Source organism: Geodermatophilus obscurus, from assembly GCF_900115395.1.
Classification (GTDB): Bacteria; Actinomycetota; Actinomycetes; order Mycobacteriales; family Geodermatophilaceae; genus Geodermatophilus; species Geodermatophilus obscurus_B.
Map to the genome: position 1 here is coordinate 333,181 of NZ_FOWE01000004.1, position 21,733 is coordinate 354,913.

19 protein-coding genes are annotated in these 21,733 nt (G+C 75.4%); 15 read left to right on the plus strand and 4 right to left on the minus strand.

What is annotated here, in order from left to right; all coding sequences use genetic code 11:
• Positions 1–17: 17 nt before the first annotated feature.
• The gene (gene galE / locus BM165_RS10200; RefSeq protein WP_075013397.1) at positions 18–980 is read right to left on the minus strand and encodes a UDP-glucose 4-epimerase GalE; all 963 of its coding nucleotides are present in this window, start codon (positions 978–980) and stop codon (positions 18–20) included.
• Between the two features lie 56 nt (positions 981–1,036).
• On the opposite strand from galE, the gene hisC reads away from it, so the two are divergent.
• Genes hisC through BM165_RS10220 form a run of 4 tightly spaced genes read left to right on the plus strand, consistent with a single transcriptional unit; the run spans position 1,037 to position 4,870 of the window.
• Entirely contained in the window at positions 1,037–2,182 is a 1,146-nt protein-coding gene (gene hisC, locus BM165_RS10205; protein WP_244274161.1) for a histidinol-phosphate transaminase, read from the plus strand.
• Between the two features lie 39 nt (positions 2,183–2,221).
• Positions 2,222–3,235 (plus strand): tryptophan--tRNA ligase, encoded by a 1,014-nt coding sequence (trpS, locus tag BM165_RS10210; RefSeq protein WP_143108108.1) that lies wholly within the window; start codon positions 2,222–2,224, stop codon positions 3,233–3,235.
• Positions 3,232–3,804 (plus strand): 2'-5' RNA ligase family protein, encoded by a 573-nt coding sequence (locus BM165_RS10215; RefSeq protein WP_075013400.1) that lies wholly within the window; start codon positions 3,232–3,234, stop codon positions 3,802–3,804. The genes trpS and BM165_RS10215 overlap by 4 nt, the downstream gene beginning before the upstream one ends.
• 52 nt (positions 3,805–3,856) lie before the next feature.
• Positions 3,857–4,870 (plus strand): YihY/virulence factor BrkB family protein, encoded by a 1,014-nt coding sequence (locus tag BM165_RS10220; RefSeq protein WP_244274162.1) that lies wholly within the window; start codon positions 3,857–3,859, stop codon positions 4,868–4,870.
• On the opposite strand, the gene BM165_RS10225 is transcribed toward BM165_RS10220, so the two are convergent.
• Positions 4,788–6,044, minus strand: coding sequence for a D-alanyl-D-alanine carboxypeptidase family protein (locus tag BM165_RS10225; RefSeq protein WP_244274163.1), 1,257 nt, complete (start codon positions 6,042–6,044; stop codon positions 4,788–4,790). The two genes, BM165_RS10220 and BM165_RS10225, sit on opposite strands and share 83 nt — an antisense overlap.
• Positions 6,045–6,336: 292 nt before the next feature.
• On the opposite strand from BM165_RS10225, the gene BM165_RS10230 reads away from it, so the two are divergent.
• The 10 genes from BM165_RS10230 to BM165_RS10275 all read left to right on the plus strand — a co-directional run bounded on the left by BM165_RS10230 (position 6,337) and on the right by BM165_RS10275 (position 18,209).
• A complete protein-coding gene (locus tag BM165_RS10230) occupies positions 6,337–7,413 on the plus strand; it encodes a BMP family lipoprotein (protein WP_244274164.1) in 1,077 nt (358 codons plus the stop codon).
• 343 nt (positions 7,414–7,756) lie between these two features.
• Positions 7,757–9,361: an ABC transporter ATP-binding protein gene (locus BM165_RS10235; RefSeq protein ID WP_083427222.1), complete on the plus strand. Its 1,605-nt coding sequence runs from the start codon at positions 7,757–7,759 to the stop codon at positions 9,359–9,361.
• On the plus strand, positions 9,358–10,611 hold the full coding sequence (locus BM165_RS10240) for an ABC transporter permease (protein ID WP_083427223.1): 1,254 nt from the start codon (positions 9,358–9,360) through the stop codon (positions 10,609–10,611). The genes BM165_RS10235 and BM165_RS10240 overlap by 4 nt, the downstream gene beginning before the upstream one ends.
• Positions 10,608–11,888, plus strand: a complete 1,281-nt coding sequence (locus tag BM165_RS10245; protein ID WP_075013403.1) for an ABC transporter permease — start codon at positions 10,608–10,610, stop codon at positions 11,886–11,888. The genes BM165_RS10240 and BM165_RS10245 overlap by 4 nt, the downstream gene beginning before the upstream one ends.
• Entirely contained in the window at positions 11,888–12,304 is a 417-nt protein-coding gene (locus BM165_RS10250) for a cytidine deaminase (protein WP_075013404.1), read from the plus strand. The genes BM165_RS10245 and BM165_RS10250 overlap by 1 nt, the downstream gene beginning before the upstream one ends.
• Entirely contained in the window at positions 12,304–13,587 is a 1,284-nt protein-coding gene (locus BM165_RS10255; protein WP_075013405.1) for a thymidine phosphorylase, read from the plus strand. Before BM165_RS10250 ends, BM165_RS10255 begins: the two co-directional genes overlap by 1 nt.
• A 112-nt stretch (positions 13,588–13,699) precedes the next feature.
• Positions 13,700–14,605, plus strand: coding sequence for an ABC transporter ATP-binding protein (locus BM165_RS10260; RefSeq protein WP_208976705.1), 906 nt, complete (start codon positions 13,700–13,702; stop codon positions 14,603–14,605).
• Positions 14,602–15,423: an ABC transporter permease gene (locus BM165_RS10265; protein ID WP_075013406.1), complete on the plus strand. Its 822-nt coding sequence runs from the start codon at positions 14,602–14,604 to the stop codon at positions 15,421–15,423. The genes BM165_RS10260 and BM165_RS10265 overlap by 4 nt, the downstream gene beginning before the upstream one ends.
• Positions 15,424–15,432: 9 nt before the next feature.
• On the plus strand, positions 15,433–16,509 hold the full coding sequence (locus tag BM165_RS10270) for an adenosine deaminase (protein WP_075013407.1): 1,077 nt from the start codon (positions 15,433–15,435) through the stop codon (positions 16,507–16,509).
• Positions 16,510–16,742: 233 nt separating this feature from the next.
• Positions 16,743–18,209 carry a DEAD/DEAH box helicase gene (locus BM165_RS10275; protein ID WP_075013408.1) on the plus strand — a complete coding sequence of 489 codons (1,467 nt, stop codon included), beginning with the start codon at positions 16,743–16,745 and terminating at the stop codon, positions 18,207–18,209.
• Positions 18,210–18,370: 161 nt separating this feature from the next.
• On the opposite strand, the gene BM165_RS10280 is transcribed toward BM165_RS10275, so the two are convergent.
• Positions 18,371–19,927, minus strand: a complete 1,557-nt coding sequence (locus BM165_RS10280; protein ID WP_075013409.1) for a hypothetical protein — start codon at positions 19,925–19,927, stop codon at positions 18,371–18,373.
• A 43-nt stretch (positions 19,928–19,970) separates the two neighbouring features.
• Complete coding sequence (locus tag BM165_RS10285; protein WP_075013520.1) at positions 19,971–21,179, minus strand: FAD-dependent monooxygenase; 1,209 nt, start codon at positions 21,177–21,179, stop codon at positions 19,971–19,973.
• A 62-nt stretch (positions 21,180–21,241) separates the two neighbouring features.
• Between BM165_RS10285 and BM165_RS10290 the strand changes: the two genes are divergently transcribed.
• On the plus strand, positions 21,242–21,730 hold the full coding sequence (locus BM165_RS10290) for a MarR family winged helix-turn-helix transcriptional regulator (protein ID WP_075013410.1): 489 nt from the start codon (positions 21,242–21,244) through the stop codon (positions 21,728–21,730).
• The last annotated feature ends 3 nt before the right edge of the window (positions 21,731–21,733 follow it).

Sequence of the window (21,733 nt, forward strand, 5' to 3'; positions counted from 1 at the left end):
GACGCGGGGAGAGCTTCCTATGCCCGGTGCAGGCGCTGGGAGACCTCCCACGCGTCGCGCACGATACCGGTCAGGTCGGTGTGCCGCGGCGACCAGCCGAGGTCGGCGCAGATGCGGTCGCTGGAGGCCACCAGCTGCGCCGGGTCGCCGGCCCGGCGTGGCCCCACCTCGACCGGCACCTCGTGCCCGGTGACCTCGCGGACGGCGTCGACCACCTGCTGCACCGAGAAGCCGGTGCCGTTGCCCAGGTTGTAGATCCGGTGCTCGCCCGGCTCCGGGGCGGTCAGCGCCAGCAGGTGCGCGTCGGCGAGGTCGGCGACGTGGATGTAGTCGCGGATGCAGGTGCCGTCGGGCGTCGGGTAGTCCTCGCCGTAGATCGTCATCGACTCCCGGGTGCCCGCCGCGACCTGCAGCGCGATCGGGATCAGGTGGGTCTCGGTGGTGTGCCGCTCGCCCAGGCCGTACGCGGCACCGGCCACGTTGAAGTACCGCAGGCTCACCGCGGCGAAGTCGTACGCGGTGGCGTAGGAGGTCAGCATCGCGTCGACGGCGAGCTTGGTGGCGCCGTAGGTGTTGGTCGGCTTCGTCGGCGAGTCCTCGCGGATGGGCACCTGCTCGGGCTCGCCGTAGGTGGCCGCGGTGGAGGAGAAGACGATCCGCCGGCAGTCGGCCGCCCGCATCGCCTCCAGCAGCGCCAGCGACCCGCCGACGTTGTGCTCCCAGTAGAGCTCGGGCCGCTGCTGCGACTCACCGACCAGGCTCTTCGCCGCGAAGTGCAGCACCGCCTCGGGCCGGACGTCGGCCAGCACCGGCGCCGACGCCTGCAGCGGGACGTCGACGAGGCGGGCGCCGTCCGGGACGGCGTCGGCGTGGCCGGTGGACAGGTCGTCGAGCACGGTCACCTCGTGACCGCCCTCGAGGAGGGCGGCAGTGACTACGCTGCCGATGTAGCCGGCCCCACCGGCGACGAGAACGCGCATGGGGCCACCCTAGGAGTTGCGCCCGGAAATGGCGGGTGCCGGAGGACGAACCCGTGGTGATTGCACGTCCGGCCGTCCAGGCCATGCCGGCCTACCGGCCGGGCCGCAACCCCGCCGACCTCGCGCGGGAGCTCGGCATCGACCGCGCGGTCAAGCTGGCCAGCAACGAGGTCCCGTTCCCGCCGCTGCCGGCCGTCCTCGAGGCGCTGGCGGCGACGGCGGGGGAGACCCACCGCTACCCGGACAACGGGGCCGTCGTCCTCACCGCCGCGCTGGCCGAGCGCTACGGCGTCGACCCGGCGCAGGTGGTCCCCGGCGGCGGCGCGGTCCTGCTCTGCCAGCAGCTGGCGCAGTCGTTCAACGACCCCGGGACGGCGATCGCCTTCGCCTGGCGCTCGTTCGAGATGTACCCGCTGCTCGCCCAGGTGGCCGGTGCGCGCAGCCTGCGGGTGCCGCTCGTGCCGTCGTCCCCCGGCGGCAGCCCCGACACCCACGACCTCGACGGGCTGGCCGCCGTCGTCGACGACGACACCCGGCTGGTCTTCGTCTGCAACCCGAACAACCCCACCGGGACGGCGGTGCGCCGGCCGGAGCTCGAGCGCTTCCTCGACCGGGTGCCGGAGACGGTGCTGGTCGTCCTCGACGAGGCCTACCGCGAGTTCGTCACCGACCCCGACGTCCCCGACGGCGTCGAGCTCATGCGCGGCCGGCCCAACGTCGCGGTCCTGCGCACGATGTCCAAGGCCTGGGGGCTGGCGGGGCTGCGGGTCGGCTACCTCCTGGCCGAGGACCCCGCCGTCGCCGACGCCGTCCGCCGCACGCACGTGCCCTTCAGCCTCGCCACGCTGGCCCAGGCGGCCGCGGTCGCCGCGCTGCGCAGCGAGGAGGAGGTGCGCGGCCGGGTGGCCGCCGTCGTCGCCGAGCGCGACCGGCTGACGGCGGCGCTGCGCGGGCGTGGTCTGGAGGTCCCCGACAGCCAGGCCAACTTCGTGTGGCTGCCGCTGGGGGAGGCGACCGCCGCGGTGGCCGCCGCGCTGGAGGGCCGCGGGGTCATCACCCGCCCGTTCGCCGGCGAGGGCCTGCGGGTCACCGTCGGCACGCCCGAGGAGGACGACCTGTTCCTCGCCGCGCTCGACGAGGTCACCTCCGGCGCGTCGGGCACGACGGGCGACGACGTGCGCACCGGTGCACCGGTCGGCTGAGCCGCGGCTGGTTTGATGGCCGTCGTGCCACCGTCCCCCATGTCACGGCCCCGCGTCCTCTCCGGCATCCAGCCGACGGCGGGCTCCTTCCACCTCGGCAACTACCTCGGTGCGCTGCGGCAGTGGGTGGCGCTGCAGGAGACGGCCGAGGCGTTCTACTGCGTCGTCGACCTGCACGCGATCACGATGGACTGGGAGCCCGAGGAGCTGCGCCGCAACACCCTCCTCTCGGCCGCCCAGCTGCTCGCGCTCGGCGTCGACCCGCAGCGCAGCACGCTGTTCGTGCAGAGCCACGTCCCCGAGCACGTGCAGCTGTCCTGGGTGCTGGAGTGCGTGGCCCGCTTCGGCGAGGCCAGCCGGATGACGCAGTTCAAGGACAAGAGCCAGCGCGAGGGTGCCGCCGGCTCGTCGGTGGGGCTGTTCACCTACCCGGTCCTGCAGGCCGCCGACATCCTCGTCTACCGGGCCGACGAGGTCCCGGTGGGGGAGGACCAGCGCCAGCACCTGGAGCTGACCCGCGACCTCGCCACCCGCTTCAACGGCCGCTTCGGCGACACGTTCACCGTCCCCGCCGCCCGCATCCCGCCGGGCGCGGCCAAGGTCCTCGACCTGCAGTCGCCGGACAAGAAGATGAGCAAGAGCCTGCCGCCGGGCGGCTGCGTGCTGCTGCTCGACGACCCGAGGGTGACGGCGAAGAAGATCCGCTCGGCGGTCACCGACACCGGCCGCGAGGTGGTGGCCGACCCGGTGGCCAAGCCGGGCGTCACCAACCTGCTGGCCATCCACAGCGCGCTGTCCGGGCGCACCGTGACCGAGCTCGAGGAGCACTTCGCCGGCCGCGGCTACGGCGACCTGAAGAAGGAGCTGGCCGAGGTCGTCACCGACTTCGTCGTCCCGGTCCGCGAGCGCACGCAGGAACTGCTCGACGACCGCGCCGAGCTCGAGCGGCTGCTGGCCGCCGGCGCGGCCCGCGCCCGCGAGGTGGCCGGGGAGACCGTCCGCACCGTGTACGAGCGGGTCGGCTTCCTCCCACCGGCGGGGGCGGTGTCGTGAACGACGACACGTTCGTCCCGCGCAGCCGGACGGCGCCGGTGGCGACCTCCGTCGTCGGCGTGCTGGTGCCGATCCCGGAGCCGTGGGCGCAGCTGCTGGTCGACTGGCGGGCCAAGGTCGGCGACGCCCAGGCCACGCTCGTCCCGCCGCACGTCACGCTGCTGCCGCCCACCGAGGTGCCCTGCGTCGACCGGCCGGCGATCACCGAGCACCTGGCGCGGGTTGCGGGGGCCCACCCGCCCTTCGAGATGCACCTGTCGGGCACCGGCACCTTCACCCCGGTCAGCGACGTCGTGTTCGTGGCCGTGGCCAAGGGCATCGGCAACTGCGAGCTGCTGGCCTCCGACGTCCGCAAGGGGCCGCTGAGGCGCGACCTGTCCTTCCCGTACCACCCGCACGTCACCGTGGCCCACGACGTCCCGCACGACATGCTCGACCTCGCCTACACCGGCCTGTCCGACCTCTCCGCCGAGTTCCGCGTGGACTCGTTCACCGAGTACGAACAGACGCCGACCGGCGCCTGGGCCGTCGCCCGGGAGTACCCGCTCACCGGCCCGCCGTTCCGCTGACGACCCGCCCGCCGCCGCGCGACGCGGGGAGGCAGGGCCCAGACTGGGCGGAGTGGGTGCACCTCGGGAGTCCCGGCCGCCGGCCGACGCCGGACGCAGCCCGTGGGCCCGCGTCACCGGCGCCGGCGCGTGGGTCACGGCCCTCGTCGAGGGGCAGCGCCGCCGCCGGCCGTGGTTCGACCACCTGGCCCGGGCCGGCGGCCGCTACCAGCGCAGCCAGGGCGACCTCATGGCCGCCGGCGTCACCTACTTCGTCTTCCTCGGCCTGTTCCCGGTGCTGCTGCTGGTCGCCTCGGTCATCGGGCTGGTCCTCGCGGGCAACGCGCTGCTGCAGTCGGAGCTGTACACGGCGATCCGGGAGGCGTTCCCCGGCCCGACCGGCCGGCTGATCCTCGACGAGCTCGACGGCGCGGTCGGCTCGGCCGGCGTGTCGGGCCTCATCGGCCTCCTGGGCTTCGTCTACGCCGGCCTGCGGGCGATGGACAAGCTGCGCGTCGGCATGGAGCAGATGTGGAAGGGCCGGGCCGACGAGCCGGAATTCTGGCGCGACAACCTCGCCGACCTCGTGGCGCTGCTGGCCCTCGGCGCCGTCGGCGTGCTGAGCCTCGGGCTGACCGGGACGATCACCCAGGCGGCCACCTGGCTGGTCGACGTCCTGGGCCTCGACGGCGCCCCCGGCATCGTGGTGATGACGACCGTCCTCGGGCTGGGCCTGGCCCTGCTCACCGACCTCGTCGTCTTCCTGTGGCTGCTGCGGGTGGTGCCCTCGACGTCGCACCCGCTGCGGCTGCTGCTGCCCGGCGCGGTCTTCGGCGCCGTCGGCTTCGAGCTGATGAAGCTCGCCGGCAGCCTCTACCTGTCGCTGATCTCGGGCAGCGTGACGTCCTCGGCGTTCGGCGGCGCCGTCGGCATCCTGGTGTGGATCAACGTGGTCGTCCGGTTCGCCTTCTTCACCGCGGCCTGGACGGCGAGCCTGCCGTCCCTCACGCCGGTGGTGCCGGCCGACCCGGCGGCCGGGGTCCCGGTACCCGCGGGTGCCGGCGCGCCGCGCGCCGCCGGGCGCTGAGCACGGCGACGGCGACCGCGGCGGCCGCCGTCCCCAGCGCCAGCAGGCCCGGCAGCGGCGGGCCACCGTCGGCCGCGGCAGGCGGGACGGCCGGCCCGGCGGCCACGCGGGCCGGCCCGGCCGGGGTGGCCGACGCCGCCGGGGACGACGGGGGCGCCGGGACCTCGGCCGCCGACCCCACCAGCCGGCCCACCTGGCCGAGCGACGGCGGGACGGTGAACCCCCAGTCGAGCAGGAGGGCGGCCTGGTCGGCGGCCCGCAGCGGCACGGGCTCGGTGCCCATGACGCTGACCACCAGCCGCCGGCCGTCGCGCTCGGCGGCGGTCACGAACGTGTGCCGGGCGGCGTCGGTGAAGCCGGTCTTGCCGCCCAGCCCGCCCGGGTAGCCGGCCAGCGGGTTCTCGTTCTGGATCTGGAAGCCGGCGCGGCCACCGGCGGCGGGCATCTCCGCCGTCCGCGTGGTGAGGAGCGCCGCGGTCACCGGGTCGGCCACCAGCGCGCGGAAGAACAGCGCGAGGTCGTAGGGGGAGGAGGACTGCCCGGCGACGTCGAGGCCCGAGGGCGAGCCGGCCACGGTGTCGAAGGCGCCCATCTCCAGGGCGCGGGCGTTCATCGCCTGCACGGTGACCTCCACGCCGCCCGCCGCGCGCGCCAGCGCGTTGGCCGCGTCGTTGCCCGACTGCATGACCAGGGCCTGGAACAGCAGCGACACCGGGTAGCGGCCACCGGTGACCATGCCCACCCGGCTGCCCTCCACCGCCTCGTCCTCGACGGTGCCCTCCACGACCGACGCCGGGTCCAGGCGGGGGACCAGGGTCAGCAGGGTCAGCGTCTTGAGCGTGCTCGCCGGGTAGTGCCGCCCGTGCGGGTCCCGGGCGGCGAGCACGGCCCCCGTGCCCGCGTCGGCGACCAGCCAGCCGGCCGCGGCGAGGCCGCCCGGCAGCGGCGGGGCGCCGTCGACGACGACCGTGCCGCGGGTGTCCAGGCCCTCGCCGCCAACGGTGACGCCACCGGGGCCGGACCCCTGCGGCGGCCCGCCGGGCAGCGGCGCGGTCGGCGTCGGGGCGGCCGGATCGGCCGTGGGACGGGGTGCGTCCGAGGCGGGTGCGGCGGTCGCGGGGGCGCCCGCGAGGAGGACGGCGAGCGCGACCAGCACGCTCCCCAGCGCCCCCACCAGCGGACTCCGCCACCGCCGACCCCGCCGCACGGCACGACGCTAGCCGCGCGCGGCACCGGCCGCGGCACCCGGGCGGAGGTGCCCGCAGCGCACCGCGGCGGCCTGCCCGTTCGCAACGATCGCATCTCGGTCCGCCGCCGGGAGGGCGGCGCGGACGCCGACCGCGGTTAGCGTGCCGAGTCGGCGCGTCCGGCGTCCGGCTGCGCCGGGCGCCTGGGGCGCGACGCACCAGGATCCACGGGAGTCCGCCGCCGTCCGTGCGGGGGCTCCCCCCAGAGAGGAGTGCCTCTTGCGCCGAGCGCGGAAGATGAAGGTCGCGGCGCTGCTGCTGGCCGGCAGCATGGCCCTGGCCGCCTGTGCCAGCGACGAGGCCGGCGGCGGCAGCGGTGGCGGTGGCGGTGGCGGCGAGGGCGGCGGGAGCAGCGAGCCCCGCATCGGCCTGGCCTTCGACACCGGCGGCCGCGGCGACCGGTCGTTCAACGACTCGGCGGTCGCCGGCCTCGAGGCCGCCGTCGAGGAGCACGGCGGTGAGTACCAGGACCTCAGCCCCAACGCCGACGGCTCCAACCGCGCCGACCTGCTGACCCAGCTGGCCGACGAGGGGTACAACCCCGTCATCGCGGTCGGCTTCGCCTACGGCGAGGTCATCGGCGACGTCGTCGAGCAGTACCCGGACACGACGTTCGCGATCATCGACTCCTCCGCGGTCGAGCTCGGTGCCGACAACCTCACCGGCCTGCTGTTCGCCGAGGAGCAGGGCTCGTTCCTCGCCGGTGTCGCGGCCGCGCTGAAGTCCGAGACCGGCAGCATCGGCTTCGTCGGTGGCGTCGAGACGCCGCTGATCCAGAAGTTCCAGGCCGGCTACGAGGCGGGCGCGCAGGCGGTCCGTCCCGACATCACCGTCAACAGCCAGTACATCTCCCCGGCCGGTGACTTCTCCGGGTTCAACGACCCGGCCCGCGCGCAGATCATCGCGCAGGGCATGTACGACGGCGGGGCCGACATCGTCTACCAGGCGGCGGGCGGCTCGGGCCTGGGCGTCTTCCAGGCGGCCGCGGCGGCCGCCGGGGGTGGCGCGCGCGCCATCGGCGTCGACTCCGACCAGTACAACACCGTCGACGACCCGGCCCTGCAGGCGGTCATCCTGACCTCGATGCTCAAGCGGGTCGACAACGCCGTCTCGGCCTTCATCGACTCCTTCGTCGACGGCAGCGTCGAGGGCGGGGCGGACATCGTCTACGACCTCGAGGCCGACGGCGTGGGCCTGTCCACCTCGGGCGGCTTCATCGACGACATCCAGGACCAGATCGACGACTACCGCCAGCAGATCATCGACGGCGAGGTCGAGGTCCCGACCACCCCGTGACGCCGGCCGGCTGATCGGAACGGGCACGGACGGGCCCGGGGGAGCGCAGGCACCCCCGGGCCCGTCGCCGTCCCGGGACGGCGACGACCGGTCGCCGTCCGTGGGGCGGCGACGGGCGGGATCGGTCCACGGGACGGTGACGAGGGGGACCGCGACGAGGGGGAGCCGTCCCCGTCGTCCGCGGCGTGCAGAATGCGCACCCGACGCGTGCGCACCCGACAGGACGCCGGGCCGACCGGCGGCGCGGAGGAGCACCCGGCGCGGTCGATCCCGCGCCCGCGGTGCAGGAGAGTGGAGGCGAGCCCGCACACCCGCGGGCCGCAGCGACCAGGAAGGGCCCACCATGGCCACAGCAGGCACCCCGGCGGGCGCGCCGGCCAGCCTGAGCAAGGGCACGCCCGGGGACGGCGGGGCACTGGCCGTCGAGCTGCGCGGCATCACCAAGCGCTTCCCCGGGGTGGTCGCCAACAAGGACATCGAGCTGCGCGTGCGGCGCGGCGAGGTGCACGCCATCGTGGGCGAGAACGGCGCCGGCAAGTCGACGCTGATGAAGACGCTCTACGGCGAGCACCGCCCCGACGAGGGGCAGATCCTGCTCGACGGGCGCGAGGTGTCCTTCCGCAGCCCCGCCGACGCGATCGCCGCGGGCATCGGCATGGTGCACCAGCACTTCATGCTCGCCGACAACTTCACCGTGCTGGAGAACGTCGTGCTCGGCAGCGAGCCGACGAAGGGGGGCCGGCTCGACCGGGCCACCGCCCGCCGGCGCATCAGCGAGATCTCCGACCGCTACGGACTGGGCCTGCGGCCCGACGACCTGCTGGAGGACCTCGGCGTCGGCGACCGGCAGCGGGTGGAGATCGCCAAGGTCCTCTACCGCAACGCCCGGACGCTCATCCTCGACGAGCCGACCGCCGTCCTCGTGCCCCAGGAGGTCGACGAGCTGTTCGGCAACCTCGCTGAGCTCAAGCGCGAGGGCCTGACGGTCATCTTCATCTCGCACAAGCTCGACGAGGTGCGCAAGGTCGCCGACTCGATCACCGTCATCCGCCGCGGCACCACCGTCGGCACCGCCGACCCGCGGACGACGACGTCCCACCAGCTCGCCGAGATGATGGTCGGCAGCGAGCTGCCCTCGCCGGAGATCCGCACCTCGACGGTCCGCGAGACGCCGGTGCTGCAGCTGCGCGACGTCACCGTCGCCGCGCCCACCGGCCGCCCGCCCGTCGACGACGTCACCCTCACCGTCCGCGAGGGCGAGGTCGTGGGCATCGCCGGCGTCGAGGGCAACGGGCAGGCCGAGCTCGTCGACGCCGTCATGGGGCTGCGGGCACTGGCCGCCGGCACCGTCCTGCTGGGCGGCGGGGGGACCGGGGAGCAGGACATCACCGCCTGGAGCACCCGCGCCCGCCGCGAGGCCGGCCTCGGCTTCATCCCGGAGGACCGGCACCGCCAGGGCATGCTGCTCGAGGCGCCGCTGTGGGAGAACCGGATCCTGGGCCACCAGACCCGCCCGCCGGCGGTGAAGGGCCCCTTCATCGACCGCCGCGGCGCCCGCAGCGACACCGCGCGGATCATGCGCGACTACGACGTCCGCGCGCCCGGGCCCGACACGCTCGCCGTCGCCCTGTCCGGCGGCAACCAGCAGAAGCTGATCGTGGGGCGGGAGATGAGCGCCGCGCCGCGGCTGCTGCTGGCCGCCCACCCGACCCGCGGCGTCGACGTCGGCGCGCAGGGTGCCATCTGGCGCCTCCTCGAGGAGGCCCGCGCGGAGGGGATGGGGATCCTGCTGATCTCGGCCGACCTCGACGAGCTCATCGGCCTGTCGGACACGCTGCACGTCATGCTGCGCGGCCGCCTGGTGGCCACCCTCGACCCGTCGGCGGTCACCCCCGAGGAGCTCGGCGGGTACATGACCGGGGCCCGGACGACGGCGGGTGCGGCGTGAACGTCCTCCGCCGGGTCGGCCTGGCGCTCTTCGCCCCCGTCCTCGCCGTCGTCGTCGCGGTGGTCATCTCCTCGGCGGTCATGGCCGCGCTGCAGGTCGACCCGCTGCGCGTCTTCCAGGTGATGGTCGACTTCGGCGACACCCCGTCGCAGCAGGTCACCGCCCTCGTGGTGATCCTCAACCGGGCGGTGCCGCTGTTCCTGGCCGGCCTCGCCGTCGCCATCGCCTTCCGCATGGGGCTGTTCAACATCGGCGTCGAGGGCCAGTACCGGCTCGCGACGATCCTCGCGGCCGGCGTCGGTGCCGCCGTCGCGCTGCCCGGGCCGCTGCACGTGCTGCTCATCGTCGTGGTGGCGATGGCGGTCGCCGCGATCTGGGCCGGCATCGTCGCGGTGCTCAAGGTGACCCGCGGCGTCAGCGAGGTCATCAGCTCGATCATGCTCAACGTCATCGCGCTGGGCATCGCCTCGTTCCTGCTCACCGGGCCGCTGCGGGGCAGCCCCGAGGGCGCGTCGATCATCGCGACCGCGGAGATCCCCGAGTCGGGCTGGATGCCGAGCCTCAACGGGATCTTCGGCGCCCTCGGCCTGGCCAACCCGCCCCGGCAGCTCTACGGCTTCCTGCCGGTGGCGGTCGTGGTGGGCGTCCTCATCGCGGTGCTGCTCAACCGCACCCGGTTCGGCTTCGACCTGCGCGCGGCCGGCCTCTCGCCGTCGGCGGCCAGCGCCAGCGGCGTCGACTCCCGGGCGATGGTCGTCAAGACCATGCTGCTGTCGGGCGCGGTGGCCGGCCTGGTCGGCATGCCCGACCTCCTCGGCTCCACGCACGCCTACACCACCGACTTCACCTCCGGGCTGGGCTTCCTCGGCATCGCGGTGGCCCTCCTGGGCCGCAACAAGCCCATCGGCATCGCGCTGGGCGCGCTGCTGTTCGCCTTCCTCGACCGGTCGCTGGTCCCGCTGCAGATCCAGGACTTCCCGGCCTCGGTCGTCACGATCATCCAGGGCACGATCGTGCTCGCCGTCGTCGTGGCCAACGAGGTCGCCCGCCGGGTCGCCCGCCGCTCGGCCGAGCGCGGGTCGGCCGTACCCGCCGCCGTCGCCGGCGACGGCAGCACCGGCCCGGGCCAGGCCGCCTCGGGAGCCGCCTCGGGCGGCGCGGCCGACGGGGGAGAGGGCACCGGGGCCGGTGTCAGCCGCGGCACCGGCGCCGGGCAGCGCACCGACGAGCGGCAGGAGACCGGAGCATGAGCAGCGTCGCGACCCCCTCCGGTACCCGGCCCAGCCGCGGCCCGCTGACCGACCTGCTCACCGGCGGCGGGCGCCCGCGCCGGATCGTGTGGGCGCTGGTCGGCGTCCTGCTGCTGGTCTCGATCGTCCGCGTGATCAGCGGCGAGGAGCAGCTCACCAGCTCCTCCACGATGGCCGCGGCGCTGCTGCTGGCCGTCCCGATCGGCCTGGCGGCGCTGGGTGGCCTGTTCTCCGAGCGCGCGGGCGTGGTCAACATCGGCCTCGACGGGATGATGACCCTGGGCACCTGGGGCGCCGGCTTCGCCGGCTACCAGTGGGGCTGGCAGGCCGCCGTGGTCGGCGGGCTGCTCTTCGGGGCCGTCGGCGGGCTGCTGCACGCGGTGGCCACGGTGACCTTCGGCGTCGACCACGTCGTCTCCGGCGTGGCGATCAACATCCTCGCCGCCGGCGTCGTGCGCTTCCTGTCCGAGCTGCTCTACACCGACAACGCGGCCGGCGGCGGCGTCACCCAGTCCCCGCCGGTCGACGGCGACCCGCCGTCGTTCTCGGTGCCGGTGCTGTCCTCGGGCCCGGACCTGCTCGGGTCGCTGGAGCGGCAGGGGTGGTTCCTGGTCAGCGACGTCGCGGGCGTGCTGCGCGGCCTGACCAGCGGCATCGGCCTGCTCACCCTGATCGCGGTGCTGCTCGTGCCGGCGAGCTACCTGCTGCTGTGGCGCACCGCCTTCGGCCTGCGGCTGCGCTCGTGCGGGGAGAACCCGGCGGCCGCGGACTCCCTCGGGGTGCCGGTCTACCGGTTCAAGTACATCGCCGTGGTCATCTCCGGTGCGCTGGCCGGCCTCGGCGGGGTGTTCCTCGTCTTCATCGCCGGCATCTACCGCGAGGGCCAGGTCAACGGCCGCGGGTTCATCGGTCTCGCCGCGCTGATCTTCGGCAACTGGCGGCCGGGCGGGCTCGCCATGGGCGCCGGGCTGTTCGGGTTCACCGACGCCCTGCAGCTGCGCAGCCGCTCCGCCGTCGTCGGGCTGTTCCTGCTGGTCGCGATCCTGCTCGCGGTGATCGCGGTCGTGCAGGCGATGCGCGGGAGGCTGCTGCCGGCCGGCATCGCCGCCGTCGTCGCCGCGGCCGCGCTGGTCGGCTTCCTCACCGTCGAGGAGCTGCCGCCGGGCCTGGTGTCGTTCACGCCGCACCTGACCACGCTGCTGGTGCTGTCGCTGGCCAGCCAGAGACTGCGGATGCCGAAGGCCAACGGCCTGGTCTACCGAAGGGGAGAGCACTAGTGGCCGACGTCGACTGGGACGTCCTCCGGACCGCCGCGCGCGAGGCCATGACGCACGCCTACGCGCCGTACTCGCGGTTCCCCGTGGGCGTGGCCGGGCTGGTCGACGACGGCCGGGTGGTCACCGGCTGCAACGTCGAGAACGCCAGCTACGGGCTGGGGCTGTGCGCCGAGTGCGGGATGGTCAGCGACCTCGCCCGCACCGGCGGCGGCCGGCTCGTCGCGGTGGCGTGCGTCGGGGGTGACGGGCAGCCGCTGATGCCCTGCGGGCGCTGCCGGCAGCTGCTGTGGGAGCACGGCGGCGCCGACATGCTCATCGAGACCGTCTCGCTCGGCATCGTGCCGATGCGCGAGGTGCTGCCCGACGCCTTCGGCCCCGAGGACCTCGTGGCCGCGGCCGAGCGGGAGCAGGGCTGATGGCCGCGTTCGACGCCATCGACGTGCTGCGCGCCAAGCGCGACGGGCAGCGGCTGACGCCCGAGCAGATCCGCTGGGTGATCGGCGCCTACACCGACGGGGCGATCCCCGACGAGCAGATGAGCGCGCTGCTCATGGCGGTGTTCTTCCGCGGCATGGACGGCGACGAGCTCGCCGTCTGGACGCAGGCGATGATCGACTCGGGCGAGCGCAAGGACCTCTCGCCGCTGGGCCGGCCGACGGCGGACAAGCACTCCACCGGCGGGGTGGGCGACAAGACCACGCTGCCGCTCGCGCCGCTGGTCGCCGCGTGCGGCGTGGCGGTGCCGCAGCTGTCGGGCCGGGGGCTCGGCCACACCGGCGGGACGTTGGACAAGCTCGAGGCGATCCCCGGCTGGCGGGCCGACGTCCACGAGGAGGCCTACCTGCGGCAGCTGGCCGAGGTGGGCGCGGTCATCTGCACGGCCGGGCACGACCTCGCGCCGGCGGACAAGAAGCTCTACGCGCTGCGCGACGTAACCGCGACGGTCGAGTCGATCCCGCTGATCGCCAGCTCGATCATGAGCAAGAAGATCGCCGAGGGTGCCGACGCGCTGGTGCTCGACGTGAAGACCGGGTCCGGGGCGTTCATGAAGGACGCCGAGTCCTCGCGCGAGCTGGCCCGGACGATGGTCGGGCTCGGGGAGGCGGCCGGCGTCAACACGGTGGCGCTGGTGACCGCGATGGACCGGCCGCTGGGCCGCAGCGCCGGCAACGCCGTCGAGGTGGCCGAGTCGGTGGAGGTCCTCGCGGGCGGCGGGCCGGCCGACGTCGTCGAGCTGACCCTGGCGCTGGCGCGGGAGATGCTGACCGGTGCCGGGCGGCCCGACGTCGACCCCGCCGACGCCCTGCGCGACGGCCGCGCCATGGACGTGTGGCGGCGGATGATCGCCGCGCAGGGCGGCGACCCCGACGCCCCGCTGCCGCAGCCGGCGGAGCGGCACGTGGTCACCGCCCCGGCCACCGGCACGCTCACCCGCCTGGACGCCTTCGCGCTCGGCGTCACCGCCTGGCGGCTGGGTGCCGGGCGGGCCCGCAAGGAGGACCCGGTGTCGGCGGCGGCCGGCGTCACGTGGACGGCGACGGTGGGGGAGCAGGTCACCGAGGGGCAGCCGCTGCTCGAGCTGCACACCGACGACCCGGACCGCATCGAGCGGGCGCTGGAGGCGCTGGAGGGCGCCGTCGGCGTCGACACCGGCGACGAGCCGCTGCCCCTGCTGCTGGACCGCATCTCCGCCTCCTGAGGAACGGCCCTCCTGCCGACCGCTCGCGGGCCTGCGGCGGGCCCGTGCGGGAGGGCCGCCCGGGCGAGGGCGGCCGACGCCGTCCCGCCGACCAGGAGGACACTGGACGGTCGTGACCAGTACGTCCGCGCCCGTGGTGGCCGACGGCCGCCCCCAGCCCGGCGACCCGGTGGACCCCGACGCCGCGATCTCGGTCCGTGGCCTGGTGAAGCGCTACGGGGACCGGGCCGCCGTCGACGGGCTGGACCTCGACATCCGCCGCGGGGAGATCTTCGCCCTGCTCGGCCCCAACGGCGCAGGCAAGACGACGACCGTCGAGGTGCTCGAGGGGTACCGCTCGCGTGACGGGGGCGAGGTGCGCGTCCTCGGCGTCGACCCCGCCCGCGGCGGCCGCCGGTGGCGGGCCGACCTCGGCATCGTGCTGCAGTCCGGCGGCGGGGACAGCCAGCTGTCGGTGCGCGAGCAGTTGCAGGCGCGGGCGTCCTACTACGCCGACCCGCGCGACCCCGCCGAGGTGCTGGAGCTCGTCGGGCTCACCGGGCAGGCCGGGGCCCGCGGACGCGCGCTCTCCGGCGGCCAGCGGCGGCGGTTCGACGTCGCCCTGGGCATCGTCGGCCGCCCGCGGCTGCTGTTCCTCGACGAGCCCACCACCGGCTTCGACCCGGAGGCGCGCCGCCAGTTCTGGGCGCTGGTCCGCTCGCTGCGCGACCTCGGCACCACGATGCTGCTCACCACCCACTACCTCGACGAGGCCGAGGCGCTGGCCGACCGGGTCGGCGTGCTCGCCCACGGCCGGCTCGCCGAGGTGGCGGTCCCGTCGGCGCTGGGCGGGCGCGGCACCGCGCCGGCGGTCGTGAGCTGGACCGAGGACGGCGTCCGGCGCACCGCCGAGACCGCCACGCCGACCGCGTTCGTCCGGGACCTCGCCGCGCGCTTCCCCGGCGAGGTGCCCGACCTCGCCGTCAGCCGGCCCACCCTCGAGGACGTCTACCTGAAGATGATCGGCGGCCCCTCATGACGGTCGGAGCCCCGGAGCGCACGACACTGCCCTCGCTGGGCCGGGTCTACCGCACCCGCGCCGGCGTCGAGGTCAAGGAGTTCTTCCGCCAGCGGGAGTCGGTGGTCTTCACCCTCGTGTTCCCGGTCGTGCTCCTGCTGGCCCTCGGCGCGGTGCTCGACTACGACCTCGGCGCGGGCGTGGACTTCCCGCAGTACTTCATGGCCGGGGTGATCACCGCGGGGGTGGTCGGCTCGAGCCTGCAGAACATGGCGATCCACATCGCCGGTGAGCGCTCGGACGGCACGCTGAAGAGCCTGGCCGGGACACCGATGCCCAAGAGCGCCTACTTCGTCGGGAAGGTGGTGCAGGTCCTCGCCGTGACGGCGGCGACGGTGGCGCTGCTGCTGCTGGTCGGCGTCGCGGTATACGGCATCGACCTGCCCTCCGGGACGGACTGGCTGACCTTCGCCTGGGTGACCGTGCTGGGCGCGGCGGCCTGCACGCTGCTGGGCATCGCCGTGTCGTCCCTGGCCCGCAACGGCCGGTCGGCGTCGGCCACGGTCACCCCGCTCGCGCTGGTGCTGGAGTTCGTGTCCGGGGTGTTCCTGCCCTTCGACCAGGTGCCGGGCTGGCTGCAGGACCTCGCGTCGGTGTTCCCGGTCACGTGGCTGGCGCAGGGCCTGCGGTCGGTGTTCCTGCCCGACGCCCTCGCCGCCTCGGAGCCGGCCGGCTCGTGGGAGCTCGGCCGGGTGGCGCTGGTGCTGGGTGCCTGGTGCGTGGCCGGGCTGGTGCTGTGCGTCCTGACCTTCCGCTGGCAGGACCGGGGCACGGGATAGCGTCTCCCGGTGCCCGCACCGCTCGACGCCGACTCGATCCGCCGCGCCCCCAAGGTCCTCCTGCACGACCACCTCGACGGCGGGCTGCGGCCGCAGACGGTGCTCGAGCTCGCCGACGAGGCGGGCTACCGCGACCTCCCGGTCGGTGACGCCGGGTCGCTGGGCCGCTGGTTCCGGCAGGCCGCCGACTCCGGCTCGCTCGTGCGCTACCTGGAGACGTTCACGCACACCGTCGGGGTGATGCAGCGTCCCGAGGCGGTGCGCCGGGTGGCCCGCGAGTGCGCCCTCGACCTGGCCGGCGACGGCGTCGTGCACGCCGAGGTGCGCATGGCGCCGGAGCTGCTGACCGCCGGCGGCACCCCGATCGAGGAGGCGGTCGAGGCGATCCTCGACGGGTTCGCCGCGGGCAGCGCCGACGCCGCCGCGGCCGGCACGCCGATCACCGTCGGCGCGCTGCTGTGCGCGATGCGGCAGGCCGACCGCTGGGAGGAGGTCGCCGGCCTCGTCGTCCGGTACCGGGACGCCGGCGTCGTCGGCTTCGACCTGGCCGGCCCGGAGATCGGGTTCCCGCCGGACCGGCACCCGGAGGCGATCGCGCTGCTCGACCGCGCGGGCGCGCACCGAACCATCCACGCCGGCGAGGCCGCCGGGGTCGACAGCATCCGGGCCGCGCTCGACGGCGCCCGCGCCGAGCGGCTCGGCCACGGCGTGCGGATCGCCGACGAGGTGCCGGGGGAGGGTCCGCTCGGTCCCCTGGCGCAGCGGGTGCGCGACGAGCAGGTGCCGCTGGAGGTCGCGCCGTCGTCGAACGTGCAGACCGGCGCCTACCCCTCGATCGCCGCCCACCCCGTGGGCCGGCTGCACCGGCTCGGCTTCGCCGTCACCGTCAACACCGACAACCGGCTGATGAGCGGGGTGTCGGTGACCAGCGAGCTCACCGACGTCGCGGCTGCCCACGGCTGGGGCTGGGACGACCTGCAGACGGTCACCGAGCGGGCGCTGGCGGCGGCCTTCCTCGACGACGCCGAGCGCGCCCGGCTGCTCGACGAGGTGGTCCGCCCGGGCTACGCCGCGCTGCGCGGGTGAGCGCGGCCACTGCTCGGGGCGGAATGCCGGGGTGATCTCCGCTGCTACCGTGGAGGTGCCGGCACTCGCCGGACATCCTCCCGGACGGTCCGTCCGGGCATGAGCGCATCCGTGCAGATCCGCCGCGTCCCCGACGCCCGCGATCGCCAGTGAGGACGCAGACCCCACCGACGGGGGAGCGCCCGCGCACCACCACGGGACGCGCCCGAGCTGTATCGGAGTCCCACACCCGCATGTCCTCGTTCGACCCCGTCGACGTCGTCGACACCCAGAACGACACCCTGATCGACCCCCGGACCACCCCCGAGCCCGCCGGCCCCACCTTCGGCCAGCTGGGCCTGCCCCAGCCGCTGGTGACCGCGCTGGAGCGGCGCGGCATCCACTCGCCGTTCGCCATCCAGGCCACCGTCCTCCCCGACGCCCTCGCCGGGCGTGACGTGCTCGGCAAGGCCGCCACCGGGTCGGGCAAGACCCTTGCCTTCGGCCTGCCGATGCTCGCCCGCATGGGCCTCTCCGCCCGCCGCGGCCCCCGGGCCCCGCGCGCGCTGGTGCTGGTCCCCACCCGCGAGCTCGCCCAGCAGGTGGCCGACAACCTGGCGCCGCTCGGCCAGACCACCGGCGTCCAGTTCGTCACCGTCTACGGCGGTGCCCCGATGTACCGCCAGATCCAGCAGCTGCGCCGCGGCGTCGACGTGGTCGTCGCCACCCCCGGCCGGCTGCAGGACCTGATCAGCCAGGGCGAGGCCACCCTCGCCGAGGTCGAGGTCAGCGTCGTCGACGAGGCCGACTTCATGTCCGACCTCGGCTTCCTGCCGGTCGTGCAGGAGCTGCTCGACCAGACCCGCCCCGACGCCCAGCGGCTGCTGTTCTCGGCCACGCTGGACGGCGAGGTCGACACCCTGGTCCGCCGCTACCTCAAGGACCCGGCGCGGCACGAGGTGAAGCGGGCGGGCGACGACGCCCCGCCGGCCGAGCACCTCGCCTACAGCGTCGCCTTCCGCGACAAGGTGCCGCTCACCCAGGAGCTGGCCGCCCGTCCCGGCCGCACCCTCGTCTTCGCCCGCACCCAGCTGGGCGTGGACCGGCTGACGGAGAACCTGCTGGCGGTCGGGATCAAGGCCGAGGCGATCCACGGCGGCCTGCCGCAGTCGGCCCGCCGCCGCGCACTGGAGGCGTTCATGGACGCCCGCAGCCCGGTGCTCGTCGCCACCGACGTCGCCGCCCGCGGCATCCACGTCGACGACGTGTCGCTGGTCCTGCACTACGACCCGCCGGCCGACCACAAGACGTACCTGCACCGCTCGGGCCGCACCGCCCGCGCCGGCGCCGGTGGCGTCGTGGTGTCGCTGCTGCTGCCCGACCAGGTCGGTCAGGCCAAGCGGCGCTTCCGCCAGGCGCAGGTCGACCCGCGTGTCGACCGCGTCCGGCCGGGTGACGCCCCGATCGTCGAGCTCGTCGCCAGCGGCGTGCCCGTGGAGCCGGTCGAGCGGCCGGCCCGCGAGTCGCGGCGTCCGCACGGCGGCCCCGGTGGCCGGCGTCCCCGCCGTGACGGCGAGCGTCCCCGCCGCGACGGCGACCGTCCCCGCCGGCCCCACGGCGAGGGCGACCGGCCGCGCCGTCCCTCCGGCGACCGGGACCGCTTCCGCGGTCCGGGTGAGCGTGGGGGACGGTTCGACCGTCCGGCGCCCGCGCGCGACTAGGAGGACCCCGCGTCCCCCCGCCGCTCGCAGGCTCGCGGCGGGGGGACGCGGGGCCGTTCCGGCACCCCACCACGGCGGCCGGCCCCGGGACTCCCGGGGCCGGCCGCCGTGCTGTTCCCGGCCCGGTCGTGCTCTGAGTCCGCGGGGGACTCAGAGCACGCCTACCCGTGGCGGAAGACCAGGGCCCCGCTGACCGCCGTGACGGCGTCGTCCCACGCGGTCCGCAGCACCGCCGCGTCCTCCGCGCGCAGCGGGGTGCCGGGCGCGCGCTCACCGATCGCCACGGCCCGGCCCAGCGGTGCCGACGGCGCCAGCAGCTCGTCCACCCGGGAGAGCCCGGCGTACTCGGCGACGTCGCGCACGCCCTCGACCGGCTGCGCCAGCGCGCTGTGGTCGACCAGGCCGGCGGCGCCACCGGCGACCTCACCGAGCAGCTCCGAGAGCTCGGTGAGGTCGTAGCGGTCCTGCTCGGCCGGCAGCGGCAGCGTGTCGGTGTCGGCGACCTCCGGCCACGACGCGATCTCGGTCAGGTCGTGGTCCTCGTCGCGGGCGATGAACCGGGCGAGGTCGGTGGGGGTGTCGAAGAGCCACACCTCGCCGTCGCGGCCCAGGAAGCGGGCGACGTCCTCGACGTAGCAGCGCAGCGTCACCCCGGCACCGTCGGGGACGACCAGCTCCACCGGCAGGATGCCGACCGCCTCCCAGAACTCCGCCGCGGCCGCCACCGCCGCCGGCGTCGCGGTGATCCGGCTCCCGCCGCGGATGGTGCTCACACCGGCGGTCGCTGCCTCCGCCGGAGCGGCGGCCGTCGAGCCCGCGGCCGGCCGGTTCCCCGAGCCGTCCGAGCCCCGTGCCACGGTCTTCTGCACGCTGACGCCGCCGGTGGCGGCCACGTCGGTGTCGGCAACGTCGGTGGCGGCCACGTCGGTGGCGGCGTCCGGGGCGTCCTCGGCGTCGAGGTCGTCGTCCTCGGCCGCCGACGGGTAGGCCGCCGGCGTGGTGGTGCCGGCGCCGGTCCAGTCCAGGTGCTCCGACAGCTCCTCGAGGACGTCCTCCCACAGCTCGTCGAGCGCACCGCCGACGCCGAGCCACGCGTCCTCACCCGAGCGGCCGACGAAGGCCTCCACGCCCAGGCCCAGCGAGCCGATCTCCGGCCGCGCCACCAGCTCGGCCAGCGTGGGGAACTCGGTCTCCTCGTCGTCCTCGTCCTCGTCCTCGTCCTCGTCGTCCTCGTCGCCGTCCTCGTCGGCGGTGGCGTCCTCGTCGTCGTCCGTGGCGCCGGCGATCACCCGGGACCCCACCGGCGCGGCGTCGTCGTCCGCCCCGCCGGTGTCCAGGCACTCGGCCAGCCGGCTGACGATGTCGATGGTGGCGGCCAGCTCCTCGACGGCCCAGCGGTCGGGGTTCTCCGCGGCGATGTCGTACACGCCGTCGAGGTCGTAGCGGTGGTCGTCGTCGGGCGTCAGGTCCTCCGCGCCCAGGCCGGCCACGACCGGCCACACGGGGTGGTCGGCGAGGTCGTGGTCGGTGCTGGTGCGGCAGAAGGCGGCCAGCGCCGCCGGGGTGGGGAAGAGGTGCACCGTGGCGGTCTCGCCCTCGGAGGTCCCGAGGAAGGCCTGCCACTCCTCGCCGTCCTCCTCCCACGGCGGCGCCCACAGGGTGTAGCCGGTTCGGTCGTCGACGGTGAGCGCGATCGGGACGATGCTGGGCCTGGCCACGGAGCCCATCCTGCCGGTTCCGGCCGGGAGCGCGCGCCGGGGTTCAGACCCGGACCGGCTCCTCCCAGTCGACGTGGTGGCCGGTGAGCCAGGCGTCGGGCGGCCGGTCCCGCCGCGCCGTCCGGGCGAGGTGGCGCGCGAACAGCGGCATGGCCACCCGGTCGCGCACCCAGCGCCCGACCGGTCCCGGCGCCTTGGCGTCCCCGGTGCGCTTGCCCCGGCGGACGACGGCCTCCACCCGGCGTCGCCGGAGTGCCTCGTAGGCCCGGAAGGCGTCCGGCACCGACGGGCGGTCGCGCAGGCAGCGGGCGAGGGTGACGGCGTCCTCGAAGGCCATCGCCGCCCCCTGCCCGGAGGCCGGGGACGCGGCGTGCACGGCGTCACCGACGAGGACCATGCCGCCGCGGTGCCAGGTGGGCACCCGGGGGAGATCGCGGGTGGGCCAGCCGGCGAAGAGCCGGTCGGTGGCCTCCAGCAGCGCGTCGGCGGGCAGGTCGTCGCCGGCGAACAGGTCCCGCAGGCGGGGGCGCCAGGCCTCGGGGTCGTCGGCGGCGAGGTCGGCACCCGTGGGCTCCTGCGGACTCGGCGGGTTCGCGAACCACCACGTGTCGCCCCCGGGAGCGGTGACGGTGCCCAGGAAGCACCGGCGGCCGAACCAGAAGTCCATGACGCCCGGGGGGCGGCCCAGGTCGAGCCCCCGGGCGTACCCGCCCACGTTGAGCAGCCCGGTGTAGCGGGCGGCCGGCGCATCCGGGTCGACGAGCGTCCGGGTGCGTGACCGCAGACCGTCCGCACCGACGAGCACGTCGCCGTCGGCCGTGGACCCGTCGGCGAAGTGCGCCCGCATACCTCCGCCCGGCAGGGGGCGCGCGTCGACGAGCCGCCGGCCGTGGTGGACGGGCACCCCGGCGGAGGCGAGCGCCTCGCTCAGCACCGAGTACAGGTCCGCACGGCGGATGCTGGTCGCCCGGAAGCCGTCCGGACGGGGTGCCGACGCGTCGAAGGCCACCAGCTCCCGGCCGGTGGCGGTCCGCATGGCCATGCGCGGCGTGGCGAAGCCGGCCGCCTGCACCTGCCCGGCGACCTCCAGGGGAGCCAGGGCGTCGAGGCCGTTGGCGGCCAGCGTCAGCCAGGCGCCCAGCCCGTCGGCCGGTGCAGCGGTCTCGTGCACCGAGACCGCCGCGCCGATGCGGTGCAGGGCCAGTGCCGTCGCCGGCCCCGCCAGCCCGCCGCCCACCACGATGACGTCCACGGCGACCTCCACGGGTGTTTCGTTCGATCGAACGAAATGACCCTGACGGTTACTCTCCGGCCGTGTCAAGGGCGCACGAGGAGCTGGTGGCCGAGACGCTCGCGGCCGGGCGGGAGCTGTCCACGGCGGCGGTCATGTTCCACACGGCCGTCGGTGCGCTCGCCGGCCTGTCGGTCACCGAGACCAAGGCGCTGGAGGTCATCCACCGCGCCGGCCCGCTGACCCCGGCCGACCTCGCCCGGCACACCGGGCTGGCGCCCGCCTCGGTCACCGCGCTGCTGGACCGCCTCGAGCGCAAGCAGGTGGCCCGCCGCGTGCCGCACCCGACCGACGGCCGCCGTGCGCTCGTGGAGATCGACCCCGGGCACCTGGCCCGCCAGCAGGAGGTCTTCGCCGACCTCGTGCACCGGCTCGAGGCGCTCGGCGCGCACTTCGACGAGACCGAGCTCGCGGCCGTCGTCCGCTACCTGCGGGCCGCGACCGCCGCGCAGACCGAGGCCACGCGGCGGCTCACCGGCGACCGGGCCGGTGAGCCGCCCGCGGCGAGCTGAGGA